The 17,000-nt window shown below is 71.6% G+C and carries 8 protein-coding genes; 7 read left to right on the top strand and 1 reads right to left on the bottom strand.

All coding sequences use genetic code 11. The features are described from left to right. The first annotated feature begins 71 nt into the window (after window positions 1–71). The 7 genes from H4281_RS16795 to H4281_RS16765 are packed head-to-tail and all read left to right on the top strand — an operon-like array spanning window position 72 to window position 16,043. Complete coding sequence (locus tag H4281_RS16795) at window positions 72–1,067, top strand: ABC transporter substrate-binding protein (RefSeq protein WP_182891860.1); 996 nt, start codon at window positions 72–74, stop codon at window positions 1,065–1,067. Further along, window positions 1,064–2,047, top strand: coding sequence for a FecCD family ABC transporter permease (locus tag H4281_RS16790; RefSeq protein ID WP_182891859.1), 984 nt, complete (start codon window positions 1,064–1,066; stop codon window positions 2,045–2,047). The genes H4281_RS16795 and H4281_RS16790 overlap by 4 nt, the downstream gene beginning before the upstream one ends. After that, window positions 2,044–3,066, top strand: a complete 1,023-nt coding sequence (locus H4281_RS16785) for a FecCD family ABC transporter permease (RefSeq protein WP_182891858.1) — start codon at window positions 2,044–2,046, stop codon at window positions 3,064–3,066. Before H4281_RS16790 ends, H4281_RS16785 begins: the two co-directional genes overlap by 4 nt. Further along, on the top strand, window positions 3,063–3,839 hold the full coding sequence (locus H4281_RS16780; protein ID WP_182891857.1) for an ABC transporter ATP-binding protein: 777 nt from the start codon (window positions 3,063–3,065) through the stop codon (window positions 3,837–3,839). Before H4281_RS16785 ends, H4281_RS16780 begins: the two co-directional genes overlap by 4 nt. A gap of 16 nt (window positions 3,840–3,855) precedes the next feature. Beyond that, window positions 3,856–13,689 carry a non-ribosomal peptide synthetase gene (locus H4281_RS16775; RefSeq protein ID WP_182891856.1) on the top strand — a complete coding sequence of 3,278 codons (9,834 nt, stop codon included), beginning with the start codon at window positions 3,856–3,858 and terminating at the stop codon, window positions 13,687–13,689. Between the two features lie 41 nt (window positions 13,690–13,730). Next, window positions 13,731–15,041 (top strand): DHA2 family efflux MFS transporter permease subunit, encoded by a 1,311-nt coding sequence (locus H4281_RS16770; RefSeq protein WP_182892116.1) that lies wholly within the window; start codon window positions 13,731–13,733, stop codon window positions 15,039–15,041. Then, window positions 15,042–16,043: a 3-deoxy-7-phosphoheptulonate synthase gene (locus tag H4281_RS16765; protein ID WP_182891855.1), complete on the top strand. Its 1,002-nt coding sequence runs from the start codon at window positions 15,042–15,044 to the stop codon at window positions 16,041–16,043. It abuts the gene before it with no gap. Window positions 16,044–16,076: 33 nt separating this feature from the next. Here H4281_RS16765 and H4281_RS16760 read toward each other — a convergent pair whose 3' ends face one another. Further along, the gene (locus H4281_RS16760) at window positions 16,077–16,907 is read right to left on the bottom strand and encodes a helix-turn-helix transcriptional regulator (RefSeq protein ID WP_237599063.1); all 831 of its coding nucleotides are present in this window, start codon (window positions 16,905–16,907) and stop codon (window positions 16,077–16,079) included. Window positions 16,908–17,000 lie beyond the last annotated feature (93 nt).

Raw genomic sequence — 17,000 nt, 5'->3', positions numbered from 1 at the left:
GTTCTAACCGGCACAAACACTCACGACCCCCCACCCGCCCGCACCGATCCGCACTACCTGAGGACCCACGCATGACCGTCACCAGAAAGACCCGTCTCGCCGCCGCCCTCGCGGTCGCCCTCACTGTCGTCGCCGGCTGCGGTTCCGGCGACGCGCAGAGCGGCGGGAGCGACGCCCCGACCCGCGTGTTCGCCGCCGACAACGGCGAGATCAAGATCCCGGTCAAGCCGAAGCGCGTGATCGCGACCGGGTACGCCGTGCCGGCGCTGCTCGAGGCGAAGGCCCCCCTCGTCGGGATCTCGACGTGGAAGCGCGGCCTGCCGATGATGACGACCGAGGACCGCAAGAAGTACGACGAGTTGCCGAAGGTCGCGGGAGAGCAGGCCGCCGAGACGAACTACGAGGCGATCGCGCAGGCGGATCCGGACCTGATCGTGATCGGTGTGCCGAAGCCGGTGCTCGCGGACATCGACGTCAAGCGGTTGCAGGAGATCGCGCCGGTCGTGGCGATCGGGCCGTCGGTGCCGTCGGCGTGGCGGGAGCTTTCGCGCAAGCAGTCCGACGCCGCGGGCGCGCTGGCCGGGTTCGACGCCGCGCGCCAGGAATACGAAGCCAAGGCGCAGCAGCTCAAAGAGAAGTACAAAGCCGTGCTGCCGCAGCTGAAACTGGGCCACGTCGGCGCGTACGGCGAGGTAGCGAAGGGCAACTTCCAGCGCGAGTTCAAGGATTCCTGGGGCACCAACGTCGCGCAGGACATCGGCGCGAACTACTTCGGCCAGGTGAAGGTCCAGGGCGGCGGCTCGAAGGACGTCAGCGAGTACCCGTCGATCGAGGAACTGCCGACCGCGTTCGCGCAGGCGGACGCGATCACCTATTCGGTGAAGCCGGACGGCTCGGTGCCGCCCGCGGTGAAGTACGTGCTCGATTCGCCGCTGTGGAAGGAACTTCCCGCGGTGAAGGCGGGCAAGACGTTCGCCTTCCGCTACACCGAAGCGGCCACCTACCGGGCGGCGATGAAGACGCTGGACGCGGTGGACCAGGCGTTCGCGCCGCTGCTGAAGAAGTGACCGCGCGCAGCCGGACCGCGCTGCTGGCCGCCGCCGTCGTCCTGCTGGCGGCGGTGGCCGTGGTCAGCGTGGGCGTCGGCGCGCACGGCATCGCGCCGGCGGAGGTGCTCAAGGCCATCTTCGGGCACGGCGATCCGGCCGATCAGGCTGTGGTGCGCGACGTCCGGGCGCCGCGTGCGCTGCTGGCGGTCGGCGTCGGCGCTGCGCTGGCGGTGGCCGGGGTGCTCGTCCAGGTGCTGTCGCGCAATCCGCTCGCCGAACCTGGTGTGCTCGGCGTGACGGCCGGGGCCGGGTTCGCCATCACGATCGGTTCCGCGCTCGGCATCGCTGTTTCCGCGTCCGGGGAGTTGCTGTTCGCGGTGCTCGGCGCGGTGCTGGCGACCCTGCTGGTCTACGCGGTCGGCAGGCGGTCGCCGTTGCGGATGGTGCTGACCGGTACCGCGCTCACGTTCGTGCTCAGCGGCGTTTCGCTCGGCTTGAGGCTGTTGCTGCCGGACACTTTCGACCGGTACCGGTTCTGGGCGGTCGGTTCGCTGGCCGGACGGGAACAGGCTCCGCTGACAGTGCCGCTGATCGTGATCGCGGTGAGTGTGGTTGCCGCGTTTCTGCTGAGCCGTCAGCTGAACGCGCTCGCGCTGGGCGACACCGTCGCGCACACGCTCGGTGCGAGCGTCGCCCGGATCCGCGCGGTGACGCTGTTGCTGATCACCCTGCTGGCCGGAGCGGCGACCGCGGTGGCCGGGCCGATTCTGTTCGTCGGCCTGATCGTGCCGCATCTCGCGCGTCGCGCGGCGGGTGCGTCGGTGCCGTGGCTGACCGCGTTCGCGGTGGTGCTGGGCCCGATTCTGCTGCTGGTGTCGGACATCGGCTCGCGCGTGCTGCTGCCGACCGGCGAGGTGCCGGTCGCGATCGTGACGGCGTTCGTCGGCGGTCCGGTGCTGATCTGGGCCGTCCGCAAGTACGGGACGGCCGCGCTGTGACCGCGTTCGTGTTCCGCCGCGGGCGGATTTCGCTGCGGGTCGAGCGCCGCACGGTCGTCCTTGTCGCCGTGCTCGCGGTCGTTCTCGCCGGGCTCGCGTTGCTGGGGCTTTGCTACGGCGCGGCCTGGGCGAGCCCGGCACGGGTGTTCGCCGCGCTCGGCGGATCGGGCGGCGGACCGGGCGTGGTGATCCGCGAATGGCGGCTGCCGCGGGTGGCGGCCGGGCTCGTGTTCGGTGCCGCGCTCGGGCTGGCCGGGGCGATTTTCCAGAACGTCACGCGGAATCCGCTCGGCAGCCCGGACGTGATCGGCCTCGACTCCGGTGCCTACACCGGCGCGCTGATCGCGATGACGGTGCTGTCCGGATCGCCGACGCAGCTGACGTTCGCGTCGGTGGTCGGCGGGCTGGTCACCGCGGCCGCGGTCTATCTGCTGTCGATGGGCGGCAGCCGGTCCGGATTGCGGCTGATCGTCATCGGGATCGCGATCAACGCGATGCTGACCGCGTTGAACTCGTGGATCGTGCTGCGTGCCGACCTGGAGGTGGCGATCGCCGCGGTCGGCTGGAGCGCCGGTTCGCTCAACGGCATCGGCTGGAGCGACGTCGCGGTGCCGTTCGGGGTGCTGGCCGTGCTGTTCGCGGTGCTGCTGACCCGGGCGTCCGCGCTGCACCAGTCGGCGCTCGGCACGGAACTCGCGGTCACGACCGGCGTCCGGCACGAAGCGCTGCGGCTGCAGCTGGTCGTCATCGGCGTCGGTTGCACGGCGACGGTCACCGCGGTGGCCGGGCCGATCGCGTTCGTCGCGCTCGCCGCCCCGCAGATCGGCCGCCGCCTCGCCCGCGCGCCCGGGATTCCGCTGCTGCCCGCCGCGCTGGTCGGCGCGCTGCTGCTCGCCGGGGCCGACCTCGTCGCGCAGATGCTGCTCGCCCCGGTGTCGCTGCCGGTCGGCGTGGTCAGCACGGCGATCGGCGGCTGCTACCTGATCTGGCTGCTCACCAAGGAGGTGCGGCGGAAGTGACCGCCCGCTTGACCGCGCGGGACCTCACCCTGCGCTACGGCGACCGCGTCGTGTCGACGCAGTTACGGCTCGACGTTCCCGACCGCGCGTTCACCGCGGTGGTCGGCCCGAACGCGTGCGGCAAATCGACATTGCTGCGCGCGTTCGTCCGGCTGCTCCGCCCGTCCGGCGGCGGCGTGACCTTCGACGGCCGCGAGGTCGGGGCGTATCCGGCCAAGGCGCTGGCGCGGGAACTCGGCTTCCTGCCGCAGGGTCCGTCGGCGCCCGAGGACGTCCGTGTGCGGCAGCTGGTCGCTCGCGGCCGGTTCCCGCACCAGTCGCTGCTGTCTTCGTGGTCGGAGGAGGACGAGGCCGCGGTGGTCGGTGCGATGACCGCGGCCGGCGTCGCCGGGCTGGCCGACCGTCCGGTGCAGGAGCTGTCCGGCGGGCAGCGGCAGCGGGTGTGGATCGCGGTCGTGCTCGCGCAGCGCACGCCGTACCTGCTGCTCGACGAGCCGACGTCGTTCCTCGACATCGCGCACCAGTACCAGGTGCTGGAATTGCTGAAGCGGCTGCGCGACGAGGGCCGCACGGTGATCGCGGTGCTGCACGACATCAACCAGGCCTGCCGCTACGCCGACCACGTCGTCGCCATGCGCGACGGCCGGGTCGTGGCCGAGGGCGAGCCCGGCGACGTGGTGGACGCCGCGCTGATCAAGGAAGTCTTCGACCTGCCGAGCGTCGTGGTGCCCGATCCGGTCACCGGCACGCCGATGGTCGTGCCGTCGCTCTGACCCCGGGAGTCACCAGTTGAGCACCGCACTTGCCACTCTCGAGCTGACCAGCGCACAGCTGGGCATCTGGAACGCGCAGCGGCTCGAACCGGATTCGCCGTACTACCTGGTGGGCGATGTCATCGAGATCTCCGGCGGGGAACCGGTCGACCTCGCGGCGCTGGCGGAGGCGATCCGGGCGACCGCCGAGGAGGCGGAAAGCCTGCGGCTGCGGGTGCTCGACACTCCGGACGGCCCGCGGCAAACCGTGTCCGCCGAGCCGGTTCCCCTGCCGGAAGTCGTTGACCTGCAAGGGGAGCCGGATCCGCTGGCCGCCGCGCACGCGCGGGTCGCGGCGGAGCGGCGGCGGGTGGCCGAGGCGTGCCGCGGGATGCTGGACCGGGCATTGTTCTCGCACCTGATCCTCCGGCTTTCCGACACCGAAGTGTGGTTTACGCAGCTCGGTCACCACCTCGTGTTCGACGGCTACACCGCGGCGATGCTCGCCCGCCGCACCGCTGCCCGGTACACCGCGGCGGTCCGGGGCGAAGAGGCGCCGCCGTCGGCGTTCGGCCGGTTCGCGGATCTCGTCGAAGCCGATCGCGCGTACCGGATGAGCGAACGGTTCACGAAGGACCGCGCGTACTGGTGCGACCGGTTCACGCCGATGCCGGAGCTGGCCGAGGACGCGAGCGCGGCCGGGCTGCCGGAAGCGACGTTCACCGCGCGCGCCGAACTCACCGCGGACGAGGTCGCCAGGCTTGGCGAACTGGGGAAGCGCGCGGGGACGACCTGGGGTGACGCGCTGATCGCGTGTTACGCGGCGTTCCTGCACCGCGTGCTCGGGACGGCGGACGTCGTGTTCGCGGTCCCGTTGATGTGCCGGGTCGGAGCGGCGTTGCGTACTCCGGCGATGGCGGTCAACGTGCTGCCGTTGCGGGTTCGCGTGGAGCCGGGCGACCGTCCGGAGGAGCTGACCGGGCGGGTCGCGCAGGCGTTGCGGGAAATGCGGGCGCACCAGCGGTATCGGGGCGAGAATCTGCCGCGGGATCTGGCGGTGCCTGGCGCGGGCGCTTTGCTGCACGGACGCGGGATCAACCTCAAGGCGTTCGATCTGGAGCTGGCGTTCGGCGAGGCGCGCGGGACGATGCGGAACGTCGCGGGCGGCCCGCCGGAGGACATGGGGCTCAGCGTGCTGCCGACGGACGGCGGCGGGCTGCTGCTGGGATTCGAGGTCGACGCGCGTTCGCAGGACCAGGCTGGCGTCGATGCGCAGCTCGCGGCGTTGCAGGCGTTGATCTCCGCGTTCACCGGGGCGGCCGCGCCGGTGGTCGGCGGGGTGGACCTGGTGCCGGACGTCGATGCCTTGCTGGCCGAATGGTCGACTCCCGCGGTTTCTTCGACCGGGGAAGGACTGCTGGACGGACTCGGTGCGCAGACGGCGCTGATGTGCGGCGACGAGCGGCTCACCGGCGACGAGGTGCGGGACCGGGCGCACCGGCTGGCGCGGGCGTTGCGGGCGCGGGGTGTCGGCGCGGACGACGTGGTGGCGCTGGCATTGCCGAGGTCGGTTGATCTGGTGGTGGCGCTGCTGGCGGTTCTCGACGCTGGGGCCGCGTTCCTGCCGTTGGACTTGGCGCATCCGACGGAGCGGTTGCGCTCGCTGGTCGCCGAGGTGACCCCGAAGCTCGCCGTCACGAATTCAGACCTGCTTCCGGGAGCGTCGCAGCTTCGGCTGGACGATCCGGCGGTACGAACCGAGATCGCCGGGTGCTCGGCGGCGGAGTTGTCCGATGTGGACCGTCATCCGGAACACCTCGCGTACGTCATCTTCACCTCGGGCTCCACCGGACAGCCCAAGGGAGTGCTGGTCCGGTCGGGCGGGCTGGAGACGTTGCTGCGGAACCACCGTGCGACCACGGTCGCCGAGACCGCGCAGGGACGGCGGCTTCGCGTGGCGCACACGTACTCGTTCGCCTTCGACTCGGCGATCGAGCAGCTGCTGTGGATGCTGTGCGGGCACGAATTGCACGTCTACGACACGGAAACCGCGCGCGACGTCGATGCGCTGCACACCGCGTTCGTGCGAGACCGGATCGACGTCATCGACACAACGCCGTCGATGGCGGCTCCGTTGCTGGACGCGGGATCGCTCGATCCGGCGTTGCTGGTGCTCGGCGGCGAAGCGACGCCGAGAGCGCTGTGGCAGCGGGTCGCTTCGTCGGGTATCCGGGCGCGCAACATCTACGGTCCGACTGAGGCCACTGTGGACGGTGCCAGCGCATTGATCACCGGGGACGAGCCGGTGATCGGGTTCGCGGTGCCCGGGACACGGGCGTATGTGCTCGACGCCGCGCTGCGGCCGGTGCTGCCGGGCAGCCGGGGGGAGTTGTATCTCGCCGGGCCGCATCTGGCGCGTGGTTATCTCGGCCGTCCGGGCGGGACGGCGGAACGGTTCGTCGCCGATCCGTTCGGGCCGCCGGGAGAACGGATGTACCGCACCGGCGACGTCGTGCGCTGGGTGCCGGGTCGTGGGCTGGAGTATCTGGGGCGGCGTGACGGTCAGGTCAAGATTCGTGGTCACCGGGTGGAATTGGGCGAGGTCGAGAGTGCGCTCGGTGCGGTGCCCGGCGTGCGGGCCGCCGCGGCGGCGGTGCGCGGCCCGCGGCTGATCGGGTATGTCGTCGGTGCCGGGCTGGCGGCGGAGGACGTTCGCGCGACGCTCGCGCAGCGGTTGCCGGAGGCGATGGTGCCGGCCGCGGTCGTGGTGCTGGACGAAATTCCGGTGACCAGCAACGGGAAACTCGACCGTGCCGCATTGCCCGCGCCCGCGGCCGCCGAGGGCGGGCGGGAGCCGCGGACCGAGCGGGAACGGCTGTTGTGCGCGGCGATCGCCGAGGTGATCGGCGTGGAGCGGGTCGCGGTCGACGACGATTTCTTCGCCCTCGGCGGCGACAGCATCACCGCGATCGGCGTGAGCAGCCGGTTGCGGGCGCACGGGCTGGATCTGCGGCCGCGGGATCTGCTGGCGCGGCGCAGTTTCGCGGCGCTGGCGGCGGCGAGCCGGGATCTGTCCGAACCGGACAGCGAACCGGACGAGCCGATCGGCGAGGTTCCGGCGCCGCCGATCGTGCGGACGTTGTTCGAGCTGAACCCGGATCTGGCCGCGATCGCCGGCTATGCACAGTGGACAGTGCTTCGAACGGACGGTCCGGTGCCGGGGCTCCGCGAGGGCGTGCAGGCGATTCTCGATCACCACGACGTGTTGCGGCTTCGCGTTGAATCCGATGGCTCGTTGGTGATCCGCCCGCGGGGCGCGGTCGTGGCTTCGGTCAGTGCGGCGACGGGTGATCCGGCTGTAGTGGCTGAACGGCTGGCGTCCGAATTGGACCCGCGCGCCGGGGAGATGCTGCGCGTCGCGCTGGTGGGGGGCCAGCTCGTGATCGTCGTGCACCACTTGGCGATCGACGGCGTTTCCTGGCGGATTCTGCTGCCTGATCTGCAGACAGCGTGCGAGGGCGGGGTTCTCGAACCCGTGCGCAACTCCTGGCGACGGCATGCCCTGGCGCTCGCCGAACAGGGGGCGAGCGGTGCGCGGCGTGGCGAACTCGGCTACTGGCGGTCGACGCGGAAGAGCAAGCTCGACCCAGAGCGTGACACCGTAGCCACCGCACATCGTTCGGTCACCGTCGCCACTGAAAAGGAAAGCACGGCGATCCTCACGACATTGCCCGCCGCGTACCGCGCGGGGGTCGACGAGGTGCTGCTCGCCGCGCTGGTCCTCACCCTGCGCGGCGACGAAGACGCGCTCACCGTCACGATGGAGGGCCACGGCCGCGAAGGGCTGGATCTCGCCCGCACTGTCGGCTGGTTCACCGCCGAATACCCGGTCCGCATTGAACTGTCCGGTGTGGACACGATCGACCGGTTGCTGCGCGCGGTCAAGGAAGCACGACGAGCGGTGCCGGACGGCGGGATCGGCTTCGGCGTCCTCCGATACTTGGACCCGGGCGCGGAGTTCGCGCCGGAAATGCCGGACGTCCTGCTCAACTACCTCGGCCGGTTCACTCCGCTGTCCGGCGGCTGGCAGTTGCCGGACGAGGATCCCTTCGCCGTCATCGAGCCGCCCGCGAAGGCCTTGGAGCAGGTTCTGGCGCTGAACTGCTTCGTTCGCGAGGAAGACGCCCCGCGGATCGCTGTCGAATGGACCGCCGCGAGCCGGGTTCTGCCGCCGAGCGAGGTCGAACGGCTGCAGCAAGCGTGGGGCGCGGCACTGGCCGCGCTCGCCGAGCACGCGCGGGAGACCACCGGCGGGCTCACCCCGTCGGACCTTCCGCTGGTCACGCTCACCCAGGACGACATCGACGCCCTCGAACAGCAGGGCCCGGTCGCCGACGTCCTGCCCGCGACGCCGTTGCAGGCCGGGCTGTCGTTCCACACCCTGACCCGGGGCGGGCCGGACGTCTACACCGTGCAAGCGGTGACCCGGCTCGAAGGGCGGCTTGTCCCGGAACGGATGCGTGCGGCCGCCGAGGAACTGCTGCGGAGGCATCCGGCGCTGCGCGTCCACCTGCACACGACGGCGGCGGGCGACGTCGTCCAGGTCGTGCCGGCCGACGTGCACCTGGACTGGCGACACGTCGAGCATCCGGAGAACGCCGACGGCGAATGCGCGGCCGAGCTGGCCCGGCCGTTCGATCCGGCGGTGCCGCCGCTGATCCGGTTCCTGCTGCTCACTCTCGGCCCGGCCGAACACCGGCTGGTGCTGACGATCCATCACGCGCTGCTCGACGGCTGGTCGATGCCGCTCGTCGGCCGCTCCCTGCTGGCCGCCTACGCCGAACTCGACGGCGGGCCGGCCGCTCCGGTCGCGCCGCCGTTGGCCGAGTACCACCGGGTGCTGGCCGCCCGCGACCACGACTCGGCGGTCGAGGCATGGCGGACCGCGTTGGCTGGATTGGAAGAAGGCACCCGGCTCGCCCCGGCGACCGCCGAGTCCGCTTCGGACCGTCCACAACGGATCTGGGTGGGGCTCGGTGCGGAGTTCAGCGAACAGCTGCGCGTCTTCGCACGGGAACGCGGCGTGACGTCGACGGCGGTGTTCCAGACCGCGTGGGGCGTCCTGCTGGCGCGGCTCACCGGACGCCAGGACGTGGTGTTCGGCTGCCCGGTGTCCGGCCGTCCGTCCGACGTCCCGGGTGTGGAAGCGATGATCGGCCAGCTCGGCTCGGCCATCCCGGTGCGCGTGGCGTTCGCCCCGTCCGATCCGGCGTCGGCGGTGCTGGCGCGGGTGCAGGACGAGAACGCGCGGCTCACCGACCACCATCACCTCGGCCTGCCGGACATCCAGCGCGCGGCGGGCGTCGGCGATCTGTTCGACACGATGCTGGTCATGGAGAACTTCCCGCTCTCCAGCCGGGAACGCGAACCGCTCGCGCCCGGGCTCGACCTCGCCGGCGTCGACATCACCGACGCGACGCACTATCCGCTGACCGTGATCGTGCTGCCCGGCGACGAGATCACGATCGGCCTCGGCTACCAGCCGCAGGCCTTCGACGAGCCGACCGTGCAGGCTTACGGCCGCTGGCTGACGACGTTGTTGCACGAGCTGGTGGCCGACCCGCAGCAGCCGGTCGCGCGGCTGCGTTCCCTTGGCACGGAAGAGGAAGCGGCTCTGCTTCGGCAAGGAACCGGACCCGAGCCACGACGGGAGGCCGGTACCTGCCTGGAGGAATTCGCCCGCTGGGTGCGGGAAACGCCGGACGCCGAAGCCGTCGTGTGCCGGAACCGCCGCCTGACTTACGCGGAACTGGACCGGAAGGCGAACCAGCTCGCGCACGCGTTGCGCGCTGCCGGGGTACGGGAACAAGACCCGGTCGCGGTGCTGCTGGAACGCGACATCGACTTGGTCGTCGCGCTGTTCGGCGTGCTCAAGGCCGGTGCCGTGCACGTGCCGATGGACCCGGCGTACCCGGCGGAACGCTTGGCGCATCTGGTAAAAGACAGCGCGCCCGCCGCAGTGGTGTCCAGTTCGGACCCTGGCTTCGGCATTCCGGTCATCGACCCGATGGTCCTCAACGGACCGTCTGCTTGGGACGATGCGGTCCCGGCGCCGGACTCGCTGGCGTACGTGATCTACACGTCCGGCACCACCGGAAAGCCCAAGGGCGTCGCGATCGCCCATCGCGGGATTCCGAGCCTGGTCGCGTTGCAGGAGGACATCGTCGGCATCCGGCACGGCGAACGGTATCTGCATTTCGCGTCCACGAGTTTCGACGTGTCGTACTGGCAGTTCTTCCTGCCGCTGCTGTCCGGCGGCACCTCGGTGATCGCGCCGGAGGAGGTGCGCGGGTCCGGCGACGACCTGCTCGGCTACGCCGCCGAACACCGGGTCACCGGGCTGAACCTGCTGCCGTCGTTCCTGTCCGCGATGCCGGACGACGCGACGGTCGACCCGGAGGTGTTCTTCGTCGTAGGCGCCGAACGGCTCGACCCGGAGCTGGCGCACCGCTGGGGCGACCGGCGGGCGCTGTTCAACGCCTACGGCCCGACCGAGGTCACGATCAACTCCGTCACGTGGGTGTATTCGGCCGACGACCCCGGTCCGCTGCCGATCGGACGGCCGGACCCGCAGGTGCGGGCGTACGTGCTGGACGCGGGGCTGCGGCCGGTCGGGACCGGCGTCACCGGCGAGCTGTACCTGGCCGGGCCGAAGCTCGCGCGCGGGTACGTGAACCGGCCGGGGCAGACCGCGGAGCGGTTCGTGGCCGACCCGTTCGGCGCGCCCGGAGACCGGATGTACCGCACCGGCGACCTGGTGCGCTGGCGGCCGGACGGGCAGCTGGTGTTCCTCGGCCGGGCCGACCACCAGGTCAAACTGCGCGGATTCCGGATCGAGCCGGGCGAGATCGAATCGGCGCTGGCGCGGCATCCGGACGTGCGGGCCGCGGTCGTGCTCGTGCGCGAGGACCGGCCGGGGGACCGGCGGCTGGCCGGCTACGTCGTGCCGGTCGACGGCGCGGATCCGGATCCGGCCGCGCTGCGCGAGTACCTGGCCGCTGAGCTGCCCGCGCACATGGTGCCGTCGGCGGTGCTCTCGCTGGAGCGGCTGCCGCTCGGGCCCAGCGGCAAGCTCGACCGGACTGCGTTGCCCGCGCCCGGTCCGCGCAACGTCGCGGCGGCCCGGCAACCGGCGACGGAAGCGGAAACCGTGCTGCTGCAAGTGGTTCGCGAACTGCTCGGCCCGGACGTCACGATCGACGACGGGTTCCTCGACGCTGGCGGCGACAGCATCGCGTCGCTCCGGCTGGTCGCGCGCGCCCGGCGCGAGGGCCTGCACCTGACCGCGCGGGACGTCTTCGAGGGCGGCACGATCGCCGGGATCGCGGCTCGGTGCAGCGAGAAGACAGTGGTGGTGTCGCCGGATCTCACGCCCGCGGTCGGGGACGCGCCGCTGACGCCCGTCATGCGGCAACTGCTGGAACGCGCTGGCTCGGACGCCGACGGCTTCTGCCAGTGGGTCGAGGTGTGCGTGCCGTCCGGCGGCGACGTGCCGAAGTGGCGGGCGGCGCTCGACGCGGTCCTCGAACGGCACGACGTGCTGCGTTCGCACTTGGCCGGCGACGTCCTGCGCGTTCCGGAACCGGGCGCGGTGACCGGGGCGGACGTGCTGCTGGTCGTCCCGGCGGGGGAAGACGCGGATCTGCGGGCGCTGCTGGACGAGCAGATCACGGCGGTCCGGTCCGAGATGGACCCGCGAACCGGGCCGATGCTGCGGGCGCTGTGGATCGACGCCGGGCCCGCGCGGCCGGGGCGGCTCGCGCTGGTCGCCCACCATCTCGTGGTGGACGCGGTGTCGTGGCGGATCCTCCTCGACGATCTTGAGCAGGCTTACCTCGGCCGTCAGCTGCCGGATCGCGGGCCGTCGTTCCTCGGCTGGGCCCGCGCGTTGGTCGCGGCCAAACCGGCGCGGCAAGCGGAAAGCCCGCACTGGCAACGGATCGCGGCAACGGCCCGTCCGGTCGGCGGAGCCGCCCAGCACCACGAGATCGAGGTGTCGGAAGAGGTCGCGCAGGCGGTGCTGACGACGTTGCCGGGTGCGTACCGGACCGGGCCGGACGCGGTGCTGCTCACCGCGTTCGCGCGGGCTTACCGCGCCTGGCGCGGCTCGGAGCTGCTGGTCGCGTTGGAGAACCACGGCCGTCCGGACCACACGCCGGACTTCGCCGGAGCCGTCGATCTGTCCCGGACGGTCGGCTGGTTCACCGCGATGTACCCGGCACGGATCGCGCCGCCCGCTGGCGAGACGGCTATCGCCGCGGTCCGCGACCAGCTCCGTGCCGCGGGCGACGGGCTCGGGTTCGGCATCCTCGGCGGAACGTCGACCGGAGCGGACGTCAGCTGGAACTACCTCGGCCGGTTCGAGGCGGCGCCGCGGGAGGAGACGCCGTGGCGGCGCCCGCCGGACGCCGATCCGCTCGGCTCGGCCGGAGCACCGCTCGCGCACGCCCTGATGGTCAACGCGATGGTGCGCGACGACCGGCTGGCCGCTCGGTTCACCTGGCCGTCCTCGGAGTTCGGCACCGCCGAGATCGCGGCGCTGGGAGCGGCGTTCCAGGAGGAACTCGCTGCGCTGGCCGCCGAGGTGCCGGCCGGCGAGTTGTTGCCGTTGACACCGCTGCAGGAGCTGATCCTGCGCGAATCGCGGGCCGCGGACGAGGATCCGTATCCGGTGCAGGCGGCGTTTTCCCTGGCTGGACGGCTGGATCTGACCGCGTTGGAAGCGGCGGCGAACGCGCTGGTGCGGCGGCATCCGAACCTGGGCGCGGTCTTCCCGGCCGGGCACGAGGTACAGGTGCTGCCGACGGAACCGCAGGTCGGCTTCCGAGTGCGCTCGGGCGAGACCGAGCGGCTGCTCGCGGAAGACCTCGCCGAGCCGTTCGACCTCGAGGCGGGGCCGTTGCTGCGAGTCACCGTGCTCCGGCACGGTCCGGACCGGCACGAACTCGTCCTCTCCAGCCATCACCTGCTGTCGGACGGCTGGTCGGCACCGCGGATCCTGGCCGAGTTGTTCGCCGGGTACACCGGGGAGTCGCTGCCGGAGGCGGTGCCGGTGTCGCGCTACACGCGGTGGCTCGCGACGCGCGACCACGCGGTCAGCGGGCATGCGTGGCGGACTGAACTGGCTGGTCTGCCGCCGCGGAAACTCCTGACCGGGCGGCCCGCGGCGGCCGAGCCGGAACTGTTCACTGTGGACGCCCCGCTCGTCGCTTCGCTGACGCGAGCCGGTGCCCGGCACGGTGTCACGGCGGGAACGTTGCTGCAAGGAGCGTGGGCCGCGGTGCTGGCTGCTCGGGCCGGGGCCGACGATGTCGCTTTCGGGACGATGGTTTCCGGTCGCACGTCCGAAGTGGACGGTGTCGAGGAGATCCTCGGGCTGCTCGCCAATACGGTTCCGGTACGGGTGCGGTTCACCGGAACCGTGGGGGAGACGCTGCTGCGAACCCAGTCCCGGCACCAGGAACTGCTCGCGCACCAGCACGTCGGCCTGGCGGAACTGGCTGCCTTGACGGGGCAGGACCGGTTGTTCGACAGCCTCGTCGTGTTCGAGAACTACCCGGTGGATCCGGCGAAACTGCGTGAACCGGCCCCGGGGCTGGCGATCACCGGCACCCGGTTCCGCGAGCGCACGCACTATCCGATGACGGTCACCGTGGTCCCCGAACTCGCGGGCGGCTGGTCCGGCATTTTCGGTTACCAGGCCGGGATTCTCTCCGCCGCGGAGGCCCGGTCGCTGGTCGCGGACCTGCTGCGGTTCCTGGCCGAGCTTCCCTCGCGACTGGACGAGGACGCGGGCGAGTGGCTGCGGTGAACCTGTGGCGGACCGCGTTCGTGCTCGTGCTGGGCACGTTCATGGCGACGCTCGACAGCACGATCGTCTCGGTCGGCGTCGAGACCCTGGCGGAGCGTTTCGCCGCGTCCGTCGCCGAGGTCCAGTGGGTCACCACGGCGTATCTGCTCGCGGTGGTGACCGCGGTGCCCGCGTCCGGCTGGCTGGCCGCGCGGTTCGGCGGGCGGCGGACGTGGCTGACCGCGGTGGTCGTGTTCGGGGCGGCGTCGCTGTTGTGCGGGCTGGCGAGTTCGCTGCCGATGCTGGTCGCGTTCCGCGTGCTGCAAGGATTGGCGGGAGGTCTGCTCCCGCCGACGGGGCAGGCGTTGCTGGCGCGCGCGGCCGGGCCGGAGCGGATCGGGCGGCTGATCAGCGTGGTCGGCGTAGTGCCGTTGCTGTCGCCGGTGCTGGGGCCGCTGGCGAGCGGGGCGATTCTGAGCGTCGCGGACTGGCCGTGGCTGTTCTACGTCAACCTGCCGGTCGGCGTGGTCGCGGTCCTGCTCGGGTTGCGGTACGTCGCGGCGGACCAGCCGACAGATCCGCGCGCACCGTTCGATTTCCGTGGCGCGGCTTTGCTTTCCCCGGGTTTGGCCGCAGTGGTGTTCGGGCTGACCGGATTCTCCGACGGATATCCGAAGCTGCTTTCCTCGGCTGCTGTCGTGGCGGGCCTCCTGATGCTGGCTGCGTTTGTCCGCCACGGATTGCGCGTGCGGGCGCCGTTGCTGGATCCGCGCTTGTTCACCCGGCCGCCATTTGGCGCCGCGGCGTTGGCGCTGGTCGTGTTGGGTGCTTCGGTGTTCGGCACGATGTTCTTGCTGCCGTTGTATCTGCGCCGCGGTGCCGGATTAGGCGCGTGGGACACCGGATTGCTTATGGTGCCGCAGGGAATCGGCGCGGCAGCGGGCTCGATGCTGGTGCATCGCCTGGTGGACCGGGCGGCTCCGCGAACGCTCGTGGTGTCCGGAATCGGTTTGGTGACGCTCGGAACCGCGGCTTTCACACAGCTGAGCCCGGAACTTCCCGATGTCGTGCTGGTCATTTCGTTGCTGCTGCGGGGATTCGGGGCGGCGATGATCAGTGCGCCGGTGCTGGCGCTGGTGTACCGCAGCCTGGAGAAGGCCCAGCTGCCGAAAGCCGCCGGCGCGTTGAATTTGCTGAACACTCTTGGCGGTTCGGTCGGGACCGCTGTGCTCGCGCTGGTGTTGCAGAACCGGCTGGCCGCACGGGGCGCGGACGTCGCGGCGGCCTTCGCGGACACGTTCTGGTGGGTGCTCGGACTGGTCGTGGCGGCGGCTGCCGGGGCGGCGAAGCTGCCTAAGGAAAGGAGCCGGTAGATGCAGGACACGTTGCCCAGCCCGGCGGAGGTGACCGCGGGGGCCGCACCGGACGTCGCACGGCACCGCGAAACGGTCTCGGCGGTGCTGGACCGGCGCGATCCGCGGTTGCTGGTGATCGTGGGTCCGTGCTCGGTGCACGACCCGTCGGCGGCGCTGGACTATGCGGAGTCGCTGGCCGGCGCGGCGGCTCGGTACGCCGACGATCTCGTGGTGGTTTTGCGGGCATACCTGGAGAAACCGCGGTCGGTGACCGGGTGGACCGGCTTCCTGCCGGATCCGACGCTGGACGGCAAAGGCGATCTCGCCACCGGGGTCCGGCTGGGCAGGCAGTTCTTGCTCGACGCGGCCGCGACCGGGTTGCCGCTGGCGTACGAGTTCGTGGATCCGGTGCTGGCGCCGTACGTCGCGGACACGGTGAGCTGGGGCGCGATCGGGGCCCGGACGGTGGCCAGCCAGCCGCACCGGCAGCTGGCGTCGTGGCTGCCGATGCCGATCGGGATGAAGAACTGCGTGTCCGGACGGCTGGGACCCGCGGTGGACGCGATCCGCGCGGCCGGGGCGGCGCACGCGTTCCCCGGGCTCGGCGTGGACGGGCGGATGAAAACCGTGCGCAGCAGCGGAAATCCGGACGCGCACCTGGTCCTGCGCGGCGGTCCGGTGCCGAATTACGACGCGCCGTCGGTCGCGGAGGCGATGAAGGTGCTGGGGGAGGCGGGCCTGCCGCGAAGAGCGGTGGTCGACGCCTCGCACGGGAACAGCGGAAAGAACCACGACCGGCAGCCCGGGGTGGTCGCCGACGTCGCGGAGCAGGTGCGCGCCGGGGCGGCGGTGTCCGGGGTGATGATCGAATCGTATCTGCGGGACGGGGCGCAGGATCCGGAACGGGTGCCCGCCGATCCGGCGGTGAGCCGGACGGATCCCTGTCTCGGGTGGGAGCGGACGGTTCCGCTGCTGGAGTCGTTGGCTCTGGCTGCCCGGGCGCGGGCGGTGCGGGTTTGATCGCGGGGACGGATCTTCGCGCGGTCGGGCGGGCTAAGGCAGCAGATTGGCTCGGCGGGCGGCGTTGACGGCTTGGAGGCGGGTCTTCGCGTCCAGCTTCCGCATCGCGTTGCGCAGGTAGCTTTTCACCGTCTCCGGGCCCAGGCCGAGCGCTTCCGCGATGTCCGCGTTGGTCTGCCCGGCCGCGGCCCCTTCGAGGACGTCCAATTCGCGCGCCGACAAAGACGGTCCGCGGGCAGGGGCGCCGGTCAGGGACTGGCACACCGCGTCGATGCGGGCGCGCAGTTCCGGGTCGTCGACCGCGGCGGCGATCCGGCGAAGCTCGGCATGGCTTTCCCGGAGCGCTTCCAGTTCGGCCGGTTTCCCGGACGGCGCGCGTTCCGGTTCCGGGGCGAGCAGGTCGAGCCGCCGGCGCACTTCGGCGCGCACCGCGAGCTCTTGTTCCAGGTCACGGGCCACTTCGACCATCGCGGTGACCGACCGGTCGCCGAAGCGGACGTGTTCGCGGACCGCGCCGTAGAGCACCGCCCGGACGGTCCGCTGCACGATCACCGGCACCGCCATCACCGAGCGCACGCCCTCGGCCTTGACCGCCCGGTCGAAGTGGTGGCTGATCGCGTCGCTGGTGTAGTAGTCCGGCAGCACCACCGGTTTCCGCACGCCGATCGCGCGTCCGCCGAGGCCCTTGCCTTCCGCGACGACGAGGCCGAGCAGCGACGTGGTGGTGTTGCCGAGCAGCTCGGTCATCCGCAGCCGCTTGCCGTCGACGACCTCGCCGCCGAACGACAGCGGCACGCCCGCCGCGCTGCGGAGCCGGGCCAGGGCGCGGCGCACCTCGGCGGTGGTCTCGGTGGCACTCGTCACGGCAGGCACCCCACTTCGGCGGCACGGGAGGCTCCGGCAGGAGGTGTGATTCTACCCAGCCGCGCCGCCGTTGTCGCCGCGTACGGGTCGAAA

The sequence above is a fragment of the Amycolatopsis dendrobii genome (genome assembly GCF_014145675.1).
Classification (GTDB): Bacteria; Actinomycetota; Actinomycetes; order Mycobacteriales; family Pseudonocardiaceae; genus Amycolatopsis; species Amycolatopsis dendrobii.
This window is presented reverse-complemented; position numbering and strand designations above follow the sequence as displayed.